The sequence below is a fragment of the Cellulophaga sp. HaHaR_3_176 genome, assembly GCF_019021925.1.
Lineage (GTDB): Bacteria > Bacteroidota > Bacteroidia > Flavobacteriales > Flavobacteriaceae > Cellulophaga.
In genome coordinates this window covers 1,074,179-1,095,189 of sequence record NZ_CP058990.1, presented here as the reverse complement: position 1 = coordinate 1,095,189, position 21,011 = coordinate 1,074,179, and the positions used below count along the sequence as shown (strand labels likewise).

The 21,011-nt window shown below is 31.5% G+C and carries 16 protein-coding genes; 1 reads left to right on the top strand and 15 read right to left on the bottom strand.

Features of this window, described 5'->3' with window-relative positions; translation table 11 throughout:
• Position 1: 1 nt before the first annotated feature.
• From H0I23_RS04665 to H0I23_RS04610, 12 genes are all read right to left on the bottom strand, one after another.
• Positions 2-1,222, bottom strand: a complete 1,221-nt coding sequence (locus H0I23_RS04665; protein ID WP_254073652.1) for a 6-phosphofructokinase — start codon at positions 1,220-1,222, stop codon at positions 2-4.
• 218 nt (positions 1,223-1,440) lie between these two features.
• Positions 1,441-2,487, bottom strand: a complete 1,047-nt coding sequence (locus H0I23_RS04660; protein WP_216785298.1) for a sugar kinase — start codon at positions 2,485-2,487, stop codon at positions 1,441-1,443.
• Between the two features lie 33 nt (positions 2,488-2,520).
• Entirely contained in the window at positions 2,521-3,276 is a 756-nt protein-coding gene (locus H0I23_RS04655; RefSeq protein ID WP_216785297.1) for an SDR family NAD(P)-dependent oxidoreductase, read from the bottom strand.
• Positions 3,277-3,302: 26 nt separating this feature from the next.
• The gene (locus tag H0I23_RS04650; RefSeq protein WP_216785296.1) at positions 3,303-4,067 is read right to left on the bottom strand and encodes an SDR family NAD(P)-dependent oxidoreductase; all 765 of its coding nucleotides are present in this window, start codon (positions 4,065-4,067) and stop codon (positions 3,303-3,305) included.
• Between the two features lie 60 nt (positions 4,068-4,127).
• Positions 4,128-5,423 (bottom strand): MFS transporter, encoded by a 1,296-nt coding sequence (locus H0I23_RS04645; protein WP_216785295.1) that lies wholly within the window; start codon positions 5,421-5,423, stop codon positions 4,128-4,130.
• Positions 5,424-5,509: 86 nt separating this feature from the next.
• Positions 5,510-6,235 carry a FadR/GntR family transcriptional regulator gene (locus H0I23_RS04640; RefSeq protein WP_216785294.1) on the bottom strand — a complete coding sequence of 242 codons (726 nt, stop codon included), beginning with the start codon at positions 6,233-6,235 and terminating at the stop codon, positions 5,510-5,512.
• 199 nt (positions 6,236-6,434) lie between these two features.
• Complete coding sequence (locus H0I23_RS04635) at positions 6,435-7,346, bottom strand: polysaccharide lyase family 7 protein (protein ID WP_216785293.1); 912 nt, start codon at positions 7,344-7,346, stop codon at positions 6,435-6,437.
• A gap of 5 nt (positions 7,347-7,351) precedes the next feature.
• Complete coding sequence (locus H0I23_RS04630) at positions 7,352-8,791, bottom strand: hypothetical protein (protein WP_216785292.1); 1,440 nt, start codon at positions 8,789-8,791, stop codon at positions 7,352-7,354.
• 179 nt (positions 8,792-8,970) lie between these two features.
• Entirely contained in the window at positions 8,971-9,789 is an 819-nt protein-coding gene (locus tag H0I23_RS04625) for a PKD domain-containing protein (protein WP_216785291.1), read from the bottom strand.
• A 20-nt stretch (positions 9,790-9,809) separates the two neighbouring features.
• Positions 9,810-11,267: a RagB/SusD family nutrient uptake outer membrane protein gene (locus H0I23_RS04620; protein WP_216785290.1), complete on the bottom strand. Its 1,458-nt coding sequence runs from the start codon at positions 11,265-11,267 to the stop codon at positions 9,810-9,812.
• A gap of 18 nt (positions 11,268-11,285) precedes the next feature.
• Positions 11,286-14,390 (bottom strand): TonB-dependent receptor, encoded by a 3,105-nt coding sequence (locus H0I23_RS04615; protein WP_216785289.1) that lies wholly within the window; start codon positions 14,388-14,390, stop codon positions 11,286-11,288.
• A gap of 722 nt (positions 14,391-15,112) precedes the next feature.
• Entirely contained in the window at positions 15,113-17,281 is a 2,169-nt protein-coding gene (locus H0I23_RS04610; RefSeq protein ID WP_216785288.1) for an alginate lyase family protein, read from the bottom strand.
• A gap of 375 nt (positions 17,282-17,656) precedes the next feature.
• Between H0I23_RS04610 and H0I23_RS04605 the strand changes: the two genes are divergently transcribed.
• Complete coding sequence (locus H0I23_RS04605; RefSeq protein WP_216785287.1) at positions 17,657-18,289, top strand: Crp/Fnr family transcriptional regulator; 633 nt, start codon at positions 17,657-17,659, stop codon at positions 18,287-18,289.
• Here H0I23_RS04605 and H0I23_RS04600 read toward each other — a convergent pair.
• From H0I23_RS04600 to H0I23_RS04590, 3 genes are read right to left on the bottom strand one after another with little or no spacing between them, the layout of a single operon-like run.
• Entirely contained in the window at positions 18,284-19,165 is an 882-nt protein-coding gene (locus tag H0I23_RS04600) for a sterol desaturase family protein (protein ID WP_216785286.1), read from the bottom strand. The genes H0I23_RS04605 and H0I23_RS04600 overlap by 6 nt on opposite strands.
• A 28-nt stretch (positions 19,166-19,193) precedes the next feature.
• On the bottom strand, positions 19,194-19,670 hold the full coding sequence (locus tag H0I23_RS04595) for a monoheme cytochrome C (RefSeq protein WP_216785285.1): 477 nt from the start codon (positions 19,668-19,670) through the stop codon (positions 19,194-19,196).
• Positions 19,667-20,890, bottom strand: coding sequence for a sulfite oxidase (locus H0I23_RS04590; protein WP_216785284.1), 1,224 nt, complete (start codon positions 20,888-20,890; stop codon positions 19,667-19,669). Before H0I23_RS04590 ends, H0I23_RS04595 begins: the two co-directional genes overlap by 4 nt.
• Positions 20,891-21,011 lie beyond the last annotated feature (121 nt).

The following is a 21,011-nucleotide window of genomic DNA, read 5'->3' as shown; positions in this document are numbered from 1 at the left end:
ATTATTCTGTAAGAATCTTATTAAAATCATATGCTTCAGGATTTTTAAGGTAGACTTTAGCTTTCTCATAATCCTCTTCTTGCAAGTAATGTAAATTTTGAAAACATAATTGAGCAAATTCAGAATTAACATCAACTAGCCTTGGAGCTATTTTCCCATCTTCTCCTTTTAAATCAGATAAGAATAATGGTGTAATTTCTCCTTTTGAATTTGCGGTTACGATACAGCCAGTAACACCTTCATCAAACATTTTTTTAACTCCTAAACCTAATAAGGTACATAATGTAAGATCAAAGCCAATAGGTCTACAACAACGTAATTCATATCCTAATTCAACTGGTCTACTTTTAATATCAATACCTAACTCTTTCAATTTTGTTTGAAGTAACATATTAAAAATATGAGACTTACTCACGTTACCAAGTTCAGGGTGACCATGATCGTCATATGTGAAATTAATATCGCATTTATCTAATTCAGAATCTGGTAAAATATGAAAAACACCTTCGCTAATTAAAGCTACGCCGTAATTTATATTTTCTATTTTTCTTTTTATGATTGATGAAATTATCAATCGTATCACTTTATCAAAAGTGATATTTGTTTTTTCAAACATTTCAGGAATAACTAACATTGGAAAATGACAACTTGTTGCAATTCCAAATGCTAAATGCCCTGCAGATCTTCCCATAGTACTCATTACAAACCAGTTTTGACTAGTACGGGCATCTTCATATGTTGTATTTCCTATACGTACACCTTCGTCTTTAGCTGAATGAAAACCGAATGTTGGATTTCTATCAGGCAAAGGCAAATCATTATCTATAGTTTTAGGTACGTGAATATTAGATATGGAAATATTATCTTTTAATAAATAATCTGTAATTCGATTAGCTGTAGAAGCAGTATCATCGCCTCCTATACTAACCAATAATTTTACATTATTATCTAAAAATAATTTCGTGTTTAATTTTTCATCAGTAGGTTTAAATCTACTCATTACTAACGTAGAGCCACCTCTACTAAAAATACGATCTGCATGATCAAAATTGAATTCTTTTATTTTAGGTTCTTCAGAAAAAAGACCTTTAAAACCTTCATGCAACCCAATTACTCGATACCCATCTTTTAGAAATATTTTAGCAACTGTACTTATTACTGCATTTATTCCTGGAGCTGGACCTCCGCCACAAATAATTAAAATAGATTTTTTAGCCATCATTAATTTTAATACTTAGGTTTTATTCTTTAAAAAATATGCAACAATAATGATTGCACACTAATACACGTATTTTAAGTTATATAATATAAATTTTCGAAAGCTTTAATAACACTTACTAAAACCTATTTAATTGAGTTAATGGTACAAAAAAGGTGCTTAAACAACAAAATGAATCATTACTTAAGCACCATAATTAATTAACTCAAACTAATTTAAATTTATCTAGCAACTCTACCAGAAGCATCACCACCCATAAGTTTGTTAACTTCGTCAACTGTAACTAAGTTAGCATCTCCTTTGATAGTATGCTTTAAACAAGATGCTGCAACTGCAAAATCTAATGCATTTTGATCATCTTCTGGGTACTTTAATAATCCGTAGATTAAACCTCCCATAAATGAATCTCCACCACCAACTCTATCTACGATATCTGTAATTTGATATTGGCGAGTCTCGAACATTTTTTTACCATCATATAATACACCTGCCCATGTGTTATGAGAAGCAGATATAGAACCTCTTAAAGTTGTAATAACTTTTTTAGCTCTTGGAAATTTCTCCATCATTTGCTTACAAACTGATAAAAATGCTTCAGCTTTAACATCATGACCTTGAGTAGTAATATCTAAACCTTCTGGTTTAATGTTAAAGTGCTTTTCAGCATCTTCTTCATTTCCTAAAATAACATCACAATATGCTGTCAAGTCAGTCATTACTTTTTCTCTGTGTGCATCATCACAATAGCTCCACAATTTTGCTCTATAGTTCAAATCTGTAGATATTGTAATACCTTTTTCGCTAGCAGCTTTTACAGCTTCTAAACAAACATCTGCAGCTCCTTGAGATATTGCTGGAGTTATGCCTGTCCAATGAAACCATTCAACATCTTCGAAAACAGCATCCCAATCAATCATTCCTGATTTTATTTCTGCAATAGCAGAATGTGCTCTATCATAAACTACTTTACTACCTCTAGATACCGCTCCAGTTTCTAAGAAATAGATACCTAAACGATCTCCACCGTAAACTATTTTATCAACACCAACACCTCTTTTACGCATTTCCATCATTGCACATTCCCCAATATCATTTTTAGGTAAACGTGTTACAAAATCAACAGGAACGCCATAATTAGCTAAAGAAACTGCTACGTTAGATTCTCCTCCTCCGTAAATAGCGTCAAAATTATTAGCTTGTGAAAATCTTAAAAAACCTTGTGGTGCTAAACGAAGCATGATTTCACCGAATGTTACTACTTTTTTCATCCTAATTAAATATAAAATTTATAACTTTTGGATTTAGCTAAATGCTAAACCACCATTAATATCAACATTATTACCAGTCATGAAAGATGCTTCATCAGAAGCTAAATAAGCTACTAAATCTGCTATTTCATTTGCCTGACCTTCTCTTCTTAAAGGAGTGCCTGCCGCAACTTTAACACGAATTTCATCTGCAGTAAAATCATCATGAAACTTAGTGCCTATTAAACCAGGACAAATCGCATTTACTCGAATCCCTTTAGGACCAAGTTCTTTTGCCATTGCTCTAGTAAATGTAGTTACTGCTCCTTTTGAAGAACCATATAATGAAGATCCACCACCACCACCATCTCTTGCTGCTTGCGAAGATAGGTTTACGATTGATGCACCTTTACTCATTAAAGGTTCAAAAGCTTGCATTACAAAAACTGTAGATTTAAAATTAACATTCATAACTAGGTCATAAAATGTCTCATCTAATTCTTGAAGAGATTTACGTGCAAAAAGACCGCCTGCATTATTTACTAAAATATCAACCTTATTTCCGAATGCTTCAACAGCTTTTGCTTTTAAATTTTTAATGTCATTTATATTTGACACATCAGCTTTAACAGCGATAGCTTCACCTCCGAATGCTTCTATTTCTTTTACTGTTTCATTAGCTCCAGATTCCGAACTATTATAGTTTACAACTACTTTTGCTCCTTCTTTAGCAAGTTTAAGAGATATTGCTTTACCAATATCTCTTGAACCACCTGTTACTACAGCTACTTTTCCTTTAAACTTACCCATTTCTTACTTTAATAGAAAATAGAATATTATATACCTAATGCTTGACCACCACCAATTTGGATAGTTTCAGCAGTTATAAATGAAGCATTATCACTAGCTAAGAAAGATACTACAGAAGCAACTTCTTCAGGCTGACCTAATCTTCCTAATAAAATATTGTTTTTCCAAGAAGCAAAAACTTCTGGCTTAGTAGATTTAATTTGTGCGTGGAATGGAGTATCAATTGTACCTGGAGATACTGCATTTACTCTAATACCATATTCAGCTAAATCTTTTGCTAATGCTCTAGTTATAGCATGAACTCCTGCTTTAGAAGTACCATATATACCTGCTCCTGGTCCACCTGCATTCCATCCTGCATTTGATGTATAGTTGATGATTGAAGCATTTTTTCCTTTTTTAAGGAATGGTATAGCTGCTCTTGAAGCAAAAAATACAGAATCAAGGTTTAAAGCCATAACAAATCTGTAAAATTCAGTTGTCATTTCTTCAAATCTAGATCTTCCACCTAAACCACCTGCATTGTTAACCAACACATCGATTCTACCATACTTATTTCCGATTGCAGTAATATTAGAAGTTACAGCTTCATCTTTTGTAACATCAAAACCAAAATACTCAGCAGTAATTCCTTCTGCAGTAAGTTCCTTAACTCTTTCTGCTCCAGCTTCGTCTTCAATACCATTTAAAACTACAGTATATCCATCTTTACCTAATCTTTTTGCTACTTGAAAACCAATACCACCAGTTGCTCCTGTTACTACTGCTACTTTTCCTTTATTTTCACTCATTTTACTCATATTTATATTTAAAACTAATTCACTTAAAATATTCTATTTTTATTCTTTTAATTATGGCTTTAATGGTTCAATTTTACCACATAAAACCCAAACACTTGCTAAAGCTAATAATGCTAAAGCTGCACCAATAACAAAAACTGGCGTATAATTTCCTCCTTGAGTAAGCCACGGAACTAATGACGTTAAACCTGCTACTGCTAATTTTGCAGCCATACCAGCAAAACCTGATAATGTACCTACTGATTTTCCTCCGAAGAAATCACTTGGTAATGTTTGAACGTTACCAATTGCTGTTTGAAAACCAAATAAAATAACGGCCATAATTAAAACTGCTGTTATTGGTTCTCCTGGGTTAGCCATTGCTAATAATGATGGTAACATTATTAAACATCCTAATGTAATTACTGTTTTTCGTGTTTTATCTACAGACCAACCAGCTTTTAAACGGTTTTGTGCAAATAAACCACCAAACCAAGCTCCAAGCATTGCACCAACGTAAGGTACCCAGCCATATATACCAATACCTTTAACATCCATACCGTATACTTCAGATAAGTAAATTGGAATCCAAAAAACAAATAGCCACCATATTGGATCAATAGCTGCTGAAGCAATAATTACACCCCAACTTTGTTTTTTAGAAAGTAACTCTCCTGTATTAGGAGTGTAACCTTCATCTGGATCACCATCTTCATCTAAATCCTGATTTCTTTGTCCTGTTAAAATATATTCACGCTCTTTATCTGTAATCCAAGGGTGTTTTTTTGGCGGACTTTTTACTAAATACATCCATGGAATCAACCATAGCAAACCTACTAAACCGATGATCACAAATATCATTTTCCAATCAAAAAGTATTGTTAAAGCAGCAATAATTGGAATAGCGACAATTCCACCTATTGCAGCTCCAGAATTAAATATCCCCTGTGCCAGAGCACGCTCTTTAGTTGGAAACCACTCTGCATTTCCTTTTGCAGCACCAGGCCAGTTACCCGCTTCTGCAATTCCTAAAATTGATCTAAATATTGCAAAACTTGTTAATGAACTTGCTACTGCATGAAAAGCTGTAGCTATAGACCAAACACCTATAGATAATACAAAACCAAATCTAGTTCCAATCCAATCAAATATTTTTCCAAAAATTGCTTGCCCAAAGGCATAGGAAAATACAAATATTACTGATATAGTAGAGTATATTTGTTTTCTTTCAAAATCAGATTCGTCTGGAAATAAATCTTTAGCAATTTCAGGCCACAATACCGTTAAGGACTGTCTATCTATATAATTGATGACGGTTGCTAAAGCTATTAAAGCGACAACCCACCATCTTAATCCTTTTACTTTCATAGTCTTTTAAATTATTTGAAATATTTATTGCTTTTGTTGTTCTAATTTGTTCGAAAATTATTTACTCCTATATATAAGTAATACTATTAATCAATTTTAGCATCTACTATATCTATATTATAACAATACTGATATAATGTCTTAAAATGTATTTTCATTCTCTCTTTTGCTTTTGTTGGGTTTTGCTCTAAAATTGAATTATATATTTCAATATGTTCTTGAATACCTAATAGTGATTGACTATTATCACATACATGGTATTTTTCGAAATTAGTAATGATTTCTGGCGTGATGATTAACATAAAAGTATTCATTGTACTATTACCACTTGCTCTTGCAATCGCTAAATGAAAAAGCAAATCTTCTTCAACAGCATCTTCTCCATTTTTTACTTTAATTTCATAAGCATCTAAAGCTTCTTTCAATTGCTTTAAATCTTCATCTGTTCTGCGTAAAGCTGCTAATCTAACCGTTTTTAATTCTAATAAAATTCTTGTTTCTACTAATGATTTAAAGTCGGGATCTTCTAAACGTAAAATATCTTCCAACATACCATCCATTGCAACAGTACCAATATCTGCAATGAAAGTTCCACTCTGTGGTTTAGAAAATAATATTCCATAAAACTCTAGTTTTTGAATAGCCTCTCTTAAATTACTTCTACTTACTCCAAATTTTTCAGCTAACATTCTTTCAGATGGTAGTTTATCACCTGGCTCAAGATTTTTATAGCTAATTAACTCTTTTATATTCTTTATGATTTGTTTTTGAATATCTTGATTTTCCGCTTTGGAGATAACATCTAACTTCATATTATTATAAATTGGTATTCAAATTGGTTAACCAGATTGGTTTGTTAAAAATAAAAATTAATTTCGAGTAAAAAAATAATATATCCATTAAAAAAAAAGTTATTTCAAACTTAAAGAATATGATTATAAAAAACTGAAATTCAACACAGTAAAGGTTAAAAATAATTCTCTTAAGATTTAATTTTACACATTTTAAGCTTTAATGTGACACTTCTAATTCGTAATATTTGACTTTTGAGTAAGAACCTTGCTCTTTACTTTGAAAATAATTACCTGCTTTAAAGTAATTTTCAAAAATATTCCACCTGTTAATATCAACTCCTTCATAAACGGCATATTCTGAATTATTTAAAATAATCATCATTTTACCTTTTTCTACTTTCACTTCAAGAGTAAATTTCCTAAACCCAACTTCTGTAGGAAAATTATAGCCTTTATCATCTCCCCAAGCTTCGTCACGTAAAATATCAATATTATTTACTGATCGATTTTTAAGAATTTTTGTTTTAACTCTAATTTTTCCTTTATCCCAATAAATTTTCAATATTGGAGGAGCATTATTATCTTTTGCTCCAATTAATTTTTTTTGATTATTTGACAAACGACCATGAATCTGCATGATGATTATTCTATGATATTTTCCATCAGCATCTTTAGATACTTTTTCTATTGAGAGTTTACCTTTCATTGTACCTCCTTCTTCAAAAGTCCAATTAGTATTATTATCACCAGGTATTATTTGTTCTCTTAACTCTGTTCTTGAATATTTTGTATTTGTTGTAGTTGTATTTGGGAAAGCATGAAATACAATAGACCCATCAGTTGAATCGTTATAAAAGTATGGTTTTACAGTTTCGTTATTTGCAAAATCTAAAATTTCAGGAGATTCTAGTTCTATAGGTTTCCTTTTCTCATTTGCAATTGGTAAAGTCACTTTCCAATGACTTAAATCAATTTTTGAAATTTTTATTTTTTTATTTTTCTTACTCTTTCTCTTTTCAATTTTTAAATCCGAATCTGTAACGCTACTTTTCTTTTTTTGAGAAGTAGCGTTAACAGAAATAAGTATTATAGTCAAAAAAACTATGAATTCTTTTCGGATATTATTCATTGTAATTATGGTAATTGAATAACTTTAACATTATCAATCCATGCATCTGCTGGAGTAACTGCATAAAACATTATAGCAACTTCACCATTAGAATTAGCTGTAAATGGAATTTGAACAATTGTACCAATACCATTAGTTGTATCTGAGAATTTCCCTTCAGCTACGAAACCTTCATTAAATCCTAAGTTAGATGAAAGATTATCTACAGCATCCGCTCCATCATCATATTGACCATCAAGAATTAAACCTACTATTTTTCTTCCTCCTAAAGGATCATTTCCACTACCATCATTAATAGCATATTGATACTCTAAAATATAAGAAGCACCAGGTGTTAAATTAAGTTCTTGATATGCATATCTAGAACTAGAACTTCTAAATTCTCCTCCTGATTGACTTGAAGACCATTTAGCACCTGCTGTTTTACCTCCATTATCTGTTCCATCATAATTTAAATTAGAACCATCAGAACTAGAACCAAAAGGATTGGTTTCTCCATCTGTAAAAGTACTCCATTTCCAAAAATCTTGACCATCTGAAAAATCACCATTTAAGATAGTAGATCCAGTCATTCTTGACATATAAATATTATCTACAGTTATAGTTGCATGATCATTTGCAGTACCTGTACTACCTAATTCAAATAATATCGTTTCAAACTGAACAACTGGTGATGAGAAATCTGTAGTTAAGTCAAAATCAAGACTAGTCCATTCTCCATCAATTAAATCTATATCATCAATAACATAATTTGTAGAAGTCGCATTATCAACCAAAGTTATTTTCAATTTATCTATACCTTCTGCAAATTCAGAATACACATCAAAATGTATATCATTAGAACCAACACTGCTATAAAAAGCATCGGCAGCAACAATTTCATCACTTAATGTCAAAACTCCTGCATCACTATGCAATCTAGAAAATTCAATTAAGTTATTCCCAGATTCTAAAACTACTGCTTTACCACCAGTACCAGCTGTACCAACAGAACTTGCATCAGTAAATATGTTCAACAAATTATATAACTTAATTTCTGGTGAAGAGGGTGCATTATCTACAGATTGCACAGTGTGTGTAACTGTAATGTCTTCTGATTTAATAATATCACTCTGACCATCTGCTTTTGTAGTTACAGTTATCGTATAATCTGTAGAAGCATTAATATTAGGATAATCGTAAGAAGCTGATTCACCTTGTAACGCAGTAACAATATTTCCGCCATCTCCAAAATCAATTTCATAAGAATCAACTCCTACCGATAATGGTTTTACAGTAACAAAAGTACCATCGCCACTCGACTCTACATCGAAACTTGAAAAGACACTCGTAGTAGAACCACCTGATGATTCTACTGGATTAATTGTGATAAATTCATCGTCATCACATGACATCATAAGGCCTGTTATTAGCAGAGCACTTATTCCTTTATTTAATAAATTCATAATTTTTTGTTTATTTATTTGTTTACTTCTAGATGTTGATAATATTTATGATGATTAATAATCTTAACCAACGTTATCAACATGGTAAAATGAATGTAAAACTCCATTAATTAATATAGAAATACTTTCGATAAAATTAATTAAGCATTTCTATATTAACATTTTAATGGATCTAATAATTATATTCTATCGATGCTAATTTTAGAAAATCTAACCTCAGTACCTGCATATTCAATATTAAATCTTATGTTCTCTGTTTCATCATTTGTATTAAACCTAAATGAAATTTCTTCATAACTAGAAGCACTAGCAGATAACGGAATTGATTGGCTTAGTAATGCTCCACCTGTATCTGCATCTTCAATTAAAAGCGCACCAGCAGAAGTACCTGAAGATTTACTTACATACCAAAATGTAACTTCATACGTTGTCCCTGAAACCACACGAATACTTTGATCAAGAAAGTTTGAACTACTACTTAATTTAGCTGCACCATTATCTTCTGGAGGTGTTGGAGAAGAACTTGCTGAATAAGAACTCGTAGTTCCTCTATCTACTCCAGCCCAAGGCGTTCTTGGGTCACATAGAAAATCTTGACATTGAAATGCTGCTATTAGTTCATCTACAATTTCAACATCTATAGTAACAGTTGAGCTTACTCCATTTCCATCACTAGAAGTTAGTGTAACAGGGTAAGTACCCTCACCAGGAAAAGTATAAATAGGATCTTTTTCTGTTGAGCTTTCTCCACCACCAAAATCCCATAAATAAGAAGATGCTTCGGTAGAAAGATCAAAGAAAGTTAAAGTGGCAAAATTATCTTGACTTGCTGTATAATCAAAATTAGCTGTTGGGAATATGGTATCTTCTTTAGAACCAGCATCTGGCAATTCATCACGAAAAGTATCAGAACCAACACAACTAACAAAAGCACCTGTTGCAATTACACTTAAGAGTAACAAGGTTGTTTTACGGAAAATATTTTTTTTATTTTTCATCGTTTAAAAGTTTTTTAAAATTAATATCCCGGATTTTGTGTTAAAAGGCCACCGCTTATATTTATTTCTCTTGCAGGAATAGGTAATAACAATTTTCTAGGATCAAATGAATATCCCATCTCTGTAGAATGAGCACTAAGTACATCAACTGCAACACCGAATCTAAGAAGATCGAACCAACGTTGGTTTTCAAACGCTAACTCTACTCTTCTTTCAGTTAAAAGGTCTTGTTTCGTTATATTAGAAACGACATCAGTTAAACCTGCTCTATCTCTTACTGCTTGGAAAGAATTTAAAGCTGCAGTACTACTAGTTTCTGTCCCGCCTGCCATAATTGCCTCAACATGCATTAAAAGAACATCTGCATAACGTAAAACAATATAATCGTTTCCAGCATTACGAGCACTTACACCATAGGTTGGCGGTGTAATTGTAATATCAGAACCTTCTGGTAGGAATTTAGCTACTTCATTTTCATCATCTAAAAGTACTCCATTCAAGTTGGTAATAGATGTTGCTGTTCTATTTCCTCCAAAGGCAACGAAATCTAATTTTAAATTCTCATTAACAATGTTTTGACCATCATCTGAACCTGCTCGAGTTGAAGAAGTAAATTCAGCCGAAAAACTTTGACTTTCTGAACTATTACCAGTTTGGTATTGGATAGCAAAAATAATTTCGTCATTTAATTCAGAATAAAATACGTCATTAAAATTATCTTCTAAATCAAATTGTGAGCTATTAATTATAGCCTCACATAACCCTTGTGCAGCAGTATAATTAGGAGTAGGCTGTGTCATGTAAGCTTTTGCTAAAATACCTTGTGCAGCTGCTTTCGATGCTCTTGATTTAGATGAATTATCTAAAACATTTACTGCTTCTTGTAAGTCAGATACGATTTGAGCGTACACTTGTGCTTCTGGAATTCTAGTAAATAAGGCTTCATTTTCAGTAGGGTTAACTACTGAAGTTACCAAAGGTACATCACCAAACATTCTAACCAATTTAAAATAAGCATAAGCTCTTAAAAATTTAGCTTCACCAGCATATCTTGCTTGATTACTTTCGTCTGCAAGATCAATAAAGTCTAATATATTATTAGCTCTAAAAACTACTTCATACATAGAAGCATAATAATCTTCAGATTCTACATTATTGGCATTAACAACGTATCTGTGAAAATCTGCTTTTGAACCTTCAAGTGTTGCATTTCTAGTATTATCGGTACGGTGCTCCGTTAAAAGGTGCTCGAACTGTATACCTCTATTGAAATCAGTAATATTAGATTCCGTATTGCTATTAACTCCTTGAATTGCATCATAAATTCCATTAAGGCCTGATAATACATCTGTATCAGATTGAAAGAACCCATCTACTGCAACTGCAGTATCTGGTAATGGATTTAAATACTCATCAGTATCACAGGAAACTAAAACAGACACTGCTGCTGCAAAAATTAAATATTTTATATGTTTCATAATTTTTTCTTTTTTATATTAAAAGTCAATGTTCACACCAAAAGTTACCGTTTTATATATAGGAGTACCCGCTCTTTGAGAACCATAAGCTCTTGGGTTACTACCATCTATATGTTCTGGATTAAAACCATGGTAATCAGCAGCAGTTATATAAACTAAATTCTGAGCACTTGCATAAAGTCTTAAACCACTTAAACCTAATTGCTTTGATACATCTTTAGGGAAGTTATATCCAAGATTTACATTACGTAATGAGAAATAATCTGCGCTTGCAATAACCTCACTTGTTAAAACCTTTTCTTGTAAAAAAGATACATCACTCACAAGACCATCAGCAACTGCTTGTTCTTTTCCTCCACTTCTTGTTGCATTACCAAACCAATTGTAAAAATATTGATCTCCAATATTATTTACCTGAGCACCTAAACTACCTTGAACCATGAAAGAAAAATCAAAATTTCCAATTTCAAATTCATTAGAAAAACTATATACTAAATCAGGATAAGGAGTTCCTAAAATTGTTTTGTCTTCTTCAGTAATTAAACCATCACCATTTAAATCTTTAACAATAATATCTTCAGACTCACCATTAATTCGGTTCCAAGGATTATTAACATATGTTGTTCTATAAGAAGTTTCATCAAAAGCCTCTTCATCAACTACATAACCCCAGAAAGAAGATATAGGCTCTCCAATTCTGTTAATCCACTGAGAACCTCTATCATAATCATCTTCGATTAAAGCATTGTTTGAATTACCAAAGCTTAGTAATTCATTTTTATTTGTAGAAGCTATTATTGTAGAATTCCAAGAAAATTTTTCATTTGAAATATTTTTAGTTCTAAATTCAAGTTCAAAACCACTGTTTTGTACCTTACCTAAGTTCACAATACCACTATCAAATCCTGTTACATATGAAACAGGGTTATTTAGTAACAATTGATCACTAGTTCTTTGATAGTAATCAATAGATCCTGATATTTTATTATTAAAAAATCCATAATCTAAACCAACAGTAAATTCTTTTGAAGCTTCCCATTGCAATAGTGTGTTAGCAATATTAAGCGGAGATACACCAGACTCAATACTTCCGTTACTAATTGAATTAGAATTCTGCAACAATGCCAAATAAGGCCATGCATTAACAACAGCATCACCTACATTAAAATTTTCTGCTCCAGTAAGTCCGTAACTAGCTCTGAATTTTAAAGTATTAACAGCGTCACTTTCCAATAAGAAATTTTCTTTAGCAACATTCCACCCTAAAGATACAGCTGGGAAATTACCCCACTTCGTGTCTACACCAAAAACAGAACTACCGTCACGTCTGATTGAAGCATTAACTAAATATTTACCTGCATACGCATAATTAACTCTGGCGAAATACCCTAATTTCTTAAGTTCAGTGTTAATTTCTTGAGGAAGATCAACAAAGGTAGCACCTTGAAAGTTTTTAAGTAAATCATTTGAAAACCCACTACCTTCAACAATAGTTTCTTCAGATGTTCTTTTCTGAATCGTAGCACCTACTAGTAAATTTAAATCATGATCATCATTAAAAGTTTTCGTATAATTTAAGGTGTTATCTGAAATAATTCTAATATTAGATCGGTTAGCTAAATAATATGCAGAGTTTGCATTACCACTCGCATGATAAAGTGTACCATCGTAACGTGTTCTTTTTCTCTGCTCAAGAGTAACACCTAAAGATGTTTTAGCAGTAAGTCCATCAGCAATTTCATAACTTAAATAAGTAGAGCCAAATAATTTAGTATTAAACTCAAAATGCTCTCTTTCAACATATTGAGCATATGCATTAGAATCACCAGAGGTACGTGGCCTACTAGTACTACCATCTCCATTTAAATCTAATTCTACAAGATGGTTTTCATAGAAGTAATCTCCTACACCAACATCTGGATAAATATCTCTATCAATAAATTGAAGTGATTCTTCTGTATGGTAAATTGGCAACCAAGGTGATTGACGCATAGGGTTATGTATTGATGTAGGCAGTCTTCTTTGTTTTGTATAAGAAGGTGTCGCTCTAATACCAAATCTTACTTTATCACCAATTTTTGAATCTACTTTCATGTTTGCAGAAAACAATTTATAATCATCAGTAATTACTACACCCTCATCATGAAGATATCTTAAGGAAGTACTAAATTTGGTATCTTCAGTACCACCTCTTGCAGATAAAGAGTGACTTGTAATATTTCCTCCATCAAAGAAAACATCTTGCCAATCTCTATCAACACCAGTAGTTTGAACTAACAATTGTGCATATTGTGTTTCATTAGAAAGTACTCCTGTTGCAGCTTGTTCTTTTGCTGCCCAATCAGAAACGCTTTTTCTATAATCGTCACTGCCATGTGCTGTTTTAAAACCAGTATATGTTTGATAGCTAAATTTTGTTTTTCCAGCTTTACCACTTTTTGTAGTAATCAAGATTACTCCATTAGAACCTTCACTACCATAAATAGCAGCAGAAGCAGCATCTTTTAAAACTTCAAAAGATTCTACATCGTTCATATCAAGGTTTCCTAAAAAATCTGAACTTACAACTACTCCATCAATAACTAGCGCAGGGCCAGAATCAGCAGTTACAGATCCAATACCTCTAATCGTAATAGTTGGAGCTCCACCTGCTTCAGCATTTGTAGCCTGAATATTAACCCCAGATACTTGACCGACAAGAGCATCATCAACTCTTGCTACAGCAATTTGATCTAACGTCTCATTGGTTACCTTAGAAATAGAACCTGTAATCGTAGATTTCTTTTGTGTTCCATAACCTACAACAACAACTTCTTCAAGTTGGCTAGCATCTTCTGCTAAAGTTATATTTAAAGTTTTTTGGTCAGAAATTATAACTTGCTTAGAAGTATAACCAATATAAGAGAAGCTAAGTACATCTCCTTTATTTACTGAAATCTCATATATACCATCAAAATCTGTAGCGGTACCTTTTGTTGTTGTTGCTATTACAACATTCACACCAGGTATAGGTACATTATTTGCATCAGATACAACACCTTTCAACTGGTAGCTGTCTTGCGCATAAAGCGAAATATTTAGCAACGTAATTGCTATTAATAATAGTTTAGTTTTAAATTTCATTTGTGATTTTGTTAAGTTAATTCTGTTTAGCTTAATCAATAGGATAAAATATCTCCTATACTTTACTTTACAAGATCACAACTGTTGTAATTAGTTGTTCTAATTTGTTATTTTTGTATAACAATTAATGTAAAGCATTGAATGTGTTCAAATTTCTTCTAATCTTTAATAGAAGTGATCAAATTAAGAGGATAGGTTGCAGCCTATCCTTTTTTATTTTATTCTTTTAAGGTTACTTTCCATCTCTTGAGCTTGTTTAGTTAATATTGAATTTTTTCTGGTTACCCAAATTGGTTCACCACTTTAGTTAACCAAATATATGTTATTACTTTGTTAAAAAAAAGAAAATTCCACATTTTAAGTACATTAAAATGTGGAATTTTTATTTTTAGAAGCAATATTTGTTCAAATCGATAATTTGATTGTTAATTTTCCATGAAAGTTTGTGTAAATTGAACTAAATTCATCAATTAACCTACCTGCTCTTTTACAGGAAATACAATACATACAAGAGATATTCTATAAAAAGAGGATTTTTATTTAGTACATTTCTGCAATTAACTCAAGTTCAATACTTATCGTGTAGAAAAATTTAAAATTATAATGATAAATTATACTTTTCAAGTATAATTTATCATTATAAAAGACATTATCTTGTAATACCCTTTGTTAACTTTGTCTTAAATTTAAGATAAAGTTTAATTTAATTAAGTATTTATAATTTATTTAAAATAATAAACACCAGTCCACTTGTAATTAATATTATTAATTTTCAACTTATGATCCGTTTCTTTCGAAGCATTTGTGTTTGATGTTATAAACAGCTTAGTATTACCATCTACATTTGTTATTTGAACTGCAGTATAATCTTCAGTATCCAAAATTACTTTTAATTCCTTTATATAACTATTTGAATTAACTGCCGATTCTGAAACAGTACTATACCCCCCATGAGCTTCTATAGCAGAAACAAAAAGCGTGTTTTTAGTGTTTTTTCTTCTTAACATTAATGCAGCTTCTCTTCTTAAGTTAAATTCTGGATCGTTTGCTCCTATTCTTGTAAAAAGCAACTCATCATCATTACTCGTTACAGTTGTTAACGTGTAAAATTTACCTTTATTTAACCAAGATAATTTACTATTATCTGTTGAAGCCTTAGCAGAACCTTCTATAAATAAATGTTGGTAACCATTTTTATCACCCAACGTTTTTAAAGTTTCAGGAGTTTTATAAACAAAATTGGTGTTTAAAACTTGACCTAAAAAATAATAAGGAAAATCGTATTGATTAGCAGTTTTCGAAGTTACTTTCATAATATCTAAAACATAAGGTTTTTCAAAATCCTCATCTTTAATAACAGCTATAGTACGCAACATTTCTGTGCCAGGGTATGCATTAGCTTCTTTTGCACTTGCTATTTGAACGTTTTCATTTTCTGAAGAAAAATAATGCAACACTGAATGATGCTGACTACCTATTTCATATTTACCACCAAAATGAGAGGTTTCATTTTGCGTTACTGTATTATGTGCAATAGTTTGTTTAGCCCATGTTTTATTTTCCTTTAGGTAATTCCCACCTCCTTTTTGCTCAATATTAACAAAACGCGCTAATCCATAATCTTGAATTACTTCTTCTCCTTTTTCATATAAAGAATACGACAACTTATCATAATGCCCATGACTAGAGCCTTGTGCTGCATATTTAAATACAAGCTCTATATCTTCATTTCTTAAAATACCAACACCACCTTGATTTCCATCTGGTCCATCTGATAAATTAATTGATTTTTTATCGAATGGTTTTGCTTCTCCATTTTTTATACCAAGTGCAACTGCTAAACCAGAATCATCTAACAATACCTTATTTTGCTCTTTTGCAATAGTTAACAATCCAGGGTCTTGTTTTCCGAAATGATAAGAAATATCTACCGCTGTAACTAAAGCATCATTATAATAAGACATTCCCTTTTGACCGTCATTAAGTGGAAAAAACTCTCCATCTGCATCAGATAAATTTAAAAGTGCATTAATAGATTTTAAAAGTACTCCATCTTTATATTCAAAAATTTTCATTTCTGGTTTAACATTATGCAATCCTTCTGCAAAAATTAAAAAAGGATACATTGCATAACGTTGGTAATATGGACCTTCATTATAATAACCATCTGGCGAAAAAGGCTCTTCTATATTCGCTAAAAAACCTGCTTTACCATTTTTATTTAAAAAACCTCCATCATCATCTTTCGCATTTGTATCTAAATTCACTCCTTTAATACCATATAAAGCACGATCAATTAATTCCTGGTCATTCATTACTAAACCAATCATACCTACAGCTGCATTTCCCCAAGTACTATGGTTGTGAACTCTTTGGTAAAATTGTGGACTATCTACCGAAATATGATCTGCGAATGGTTTAAACAAGTTTGTTTCTAGCTTATTACGTTCTTCTTCTGATAAATAATTATAAATACAATCGTAAGCTTGACTCACGTAAACCAACCAGTTAGAATCGTTCAAACATTGCCAAAATAATTTACCTCTTGCATAAGACCTTGTTTTAGGGTGTAACGGTAATGTTTTATACATACCTTCATATTGCATTAACATGTCTTTCACATACTTCGCATACTTCTCATCATCTAAAATCTGATATAAAACACCAGCTTTTTGTAGTACTATCATATTACGCTTATGACGAACATGCGTGTAACCCCCAGAGTAATCTTTTGGAATTGGCGTTTCTATTCCTGAAGCAATTTCAGCATCTATCTCTTCCTTAACAGCTTTTAATGTGTTATCAAATATTGGAATATTACCTAATTGTGCTCTAATATCTTTAACACCTTGAGCTGTTAAAATTAAGTTAGGGTGTTCTTGTGCATTCATCGTAATCGTTACGCAAAAAAGGACACAAAAAAAGATAATTCTATTCGACATTTGTTATTGATTTTTTCTATCACTAAATTTTCATATTATATATTGTTGTTTAGCTACTAAATGAACACAATAGTAAATATCTAAATAACAGCGTTATAATATAAGTACAGCAATAATTGGTTTACCAATTTGGTCTACCAAATATACAGGTATTTATTTATTAAGCAAAAAAATAGCTCAAAATATACTAAGTCGCTAATAAATACGCATTATAACTACCATTTTAGGAACATTATCTATAAAAAATCATTCCTAATTTATCCTTAATTTATGTGAAGTATTATTTATTATAATTATTTTTGAAAAAGACACATGGCTTAAAAAATGCAAGAAGAACTTCAACAAAATTACGGCTCTATATTTGAAAAACAATTATTAGACGAAATTGTAACTGTAGGTACTATTAAAGAAGTAGCTAGTGGCTTTAAGCTAATAGAAATCGGGAACTATATAAAAAGTATGCCCTTACTCCTTTCTGGCGCAATTAAAATATTGAGAGAAGATAAAGATGGGGATGAGTTATTGCTTTATTATTTAGAAAAAGGAGAAACTTGCTCAATGACGTTAACTTGTTGTCTTTCTGAATCTAAAAGCGAGATACGAGCAATAGCTGAAACAGAAACAAAATTAATAATGATTCCGATTGAAAAAATGGAAGAATGGACTGCAAAGTATAAAACTTGGCGAAATTTTGTTTTTGAAAGCTATCATAAACGTTTAACTGAACTTTTAAACACTGTAGATTCTATAGCTTTTCAAAACATGGATGAACGCTTAATCGGTTATTTAAAAGAAAAAATCAGAATAACTAATGAATCGAATATTCAAAATACACATCAAGAAATTGCTTATGATTTACATACATCACGTGTAGTCATCTCTAGATTACTTAAAAAACTTGAAGAATTAGGTAAAATAAAATTAAACAGAAACTATATAGAAATTATAAATCTATAAGCTTTTCTGTTTTTTTTTAAAACCGTGAATATTCTGTCGTACAAAATCTTTAGGAAAATCAGTATCTCCCTCAAACCCAAGTTTAATAGTTCCACTATCTTCTGGAATATGATTTGTTTTAAAAATATAATCCCATAGGCTTAAACTAATTCCAAAATTAACACCACAGGTATTTTCTGGAAATTCATAAGCATGATGATACAAGTGCATTACAGGGTTATTAAATAAATACTTAAAAGGGCCCCATGTAATTTTTATATTAGAATGATTGAAATGCCCAATTGCTATTGCTACAAAATGTACAATATAAGCTTCATTAGGCTCAAAGCCCCCTATAATCATAACTGCTAAAGTCTTTAAGGGTTTGTATAACACATTCTCCATCCAATGGTAGCGCATATGCGCAGCAAACCCCATTTCTTTTACACTGTGGTGGACCTTATGAAACTCCCACAAAAAAGGGAATTTATGCAACATAACATGGGTAAACCACTGTACAAAGTCAGAAATAATAAAGAAAATCAATAATTGCCCCCACATTGGCCAAGGTGAAAAATCGATTAAAGCTGCACTTTTTGAGTGTATCCCAAATTCTAAAAACAATAACTCAAAAACTTTATAAAAACCACTAATTAAAATTGAAAAAACAAAAAAATTAAAAAACATATAAAATGCATCTAACCAAAAATCTTTTCGAATTATAGACTGATTCTTTCGCCAAGGAAATAAACTTTCTAACCCCCAAACCAAAAGGGATATTAATAATAATCCCCAAAAATAATTAGTATACCATGGCACCTCAAACAGGATAGATTTCCATGTCCAATTTACAGTAGCCATAAATGCTTTTAGAAAAGCGTTTAAATATTCAATCATATATATTTAAAATAGTTTTAAGCTTTTTTTAATTTTCAAGAACATACCATTCTACATTTTTTAAATTACCTCTTCTACCTTTTTGATCTGGAGCATAATAGGTAGACAAATAGGTAAGAATTGGCTCTTCTGATTCGCCTAAATCCCATAAATTTTGTGTTTCCTGCATCCAACGAATTGTTGCCAACCACTTTTCTTTAGACATTCTGTTTTGTGTTACCAATTTAGCAGAATGACAATTGGTACAATTATTAACTACTTGCATTAAACCTTCCCCTTCTACAAAACCAGTTCTAAGATGAATTCCATTTTCAACTTTATTATAATCATCTGAATCAGGTACAACTACATAATCAGATGTCGATACTTCTTTAGTCGTATTTTTTGATGGATAATTAATTTTATAAAGCAATATTCCTATAATAATCACAAAACTCACTAACAGAATAACTAAAAGCTTGTGAAATTCTTTTACAGTTTGTCTAAATTTTTCATCAAAACTCATGCTTCTACTTTTACTGCAATTCTATGGCATGCATTATTTAAATAACCTTTTGGATTCCAACCTGGTACCAACATAGGCTGTCCTTCTCCATTACCGTCAATTGCTTTTGCCCAAACTTCATAATAACCTTCTTTTTGAAATTTTATTGAGGTAGAAAAATGCTGCCACGCGAAGTTATTTACAGCATCTTTTAACATACAAACATGCCATGTGCTACCAAAATCAATTGAATATAAAACTTTATTAACTTTTAACTCTCCCGCCCAAGCATGGCCTCTTATCTCTAATTTTTTATTCAATTTTATTACCGCACCAGATTTAGGGTAGGTGATTAATGATTTTACAGGCATCGATTCTATAATGCGCATATCCTCATTTTTCACCTTATCGCCAGGTGCCACAGGGTTACGCGGTACTCGGTATGATGACCCTGTCATTTTTTCTCCATCATGCTCTTTATTTCGTATGCTTATTCTGTTTAACCATTTTCCAGAAGCTGAAGCTGGATAACCACCAGCTACTAAACGCAAAGGGTACCCATGTACTAACGGAATTTCTTCTCCATTCATTTTAAAAGCTAGTAAAGTTTCCTCTTGTAATGCTTTTGCTATTGGAACTCCTCTTGAAATAGGTTCTTTTGCTACATCGCCACTTAGATGAGTATCAGCAGCATGATATCCTATATAAACTGCAGAATCTTTAATTCCAACATCCAACAATACATCTTTAAGCCTTATACCTGTCCACTTAGCACAATAAACAGCTCCTATAGTCCATTGGTTACCTTTTGCAGGAGGATTGAACTCACTACGACCATTGCCACCACATTCTAGCGTTAGTTGATAGGTGTATTGTTTAAATTTAGTTTTAAGATCTCTTAATGTATATGTTTTGGTTTGATTTACTGACTCTCCATCAAAAGTTAATGTCCATTTTTCAGCATCGATATTTTCAGGAAGATTACCATTATTTCTAATAAAAATTGCTGAATTTGGAGTAACATCATCATCTAATAGATGTGCTTGTGCTTCTATATTCCAAGGTTTATCATTTAATACAACCATTTGTTTATTTTTACCAAACAACTTAAAAGGGTCTTTATCTTGTAATGCCAGAATCGTGTAATCTCCTGGTAATTTGTTTCCAAAAACTATATTCAATCCTATTAAGCTAGACACTGTTGCTAGTGCTGTACCTCCAATAAATTTTCGTCTTTCCATAAAACTGCAAAAGAATTTAAACCTTAAAAATACTGTTTTTAAAAATAGGTTTTAGTAACAAAAGTTACACTCATATCATCTGTTATTTTAAACACTCGTTCTATATTAAAAATGCTTATTA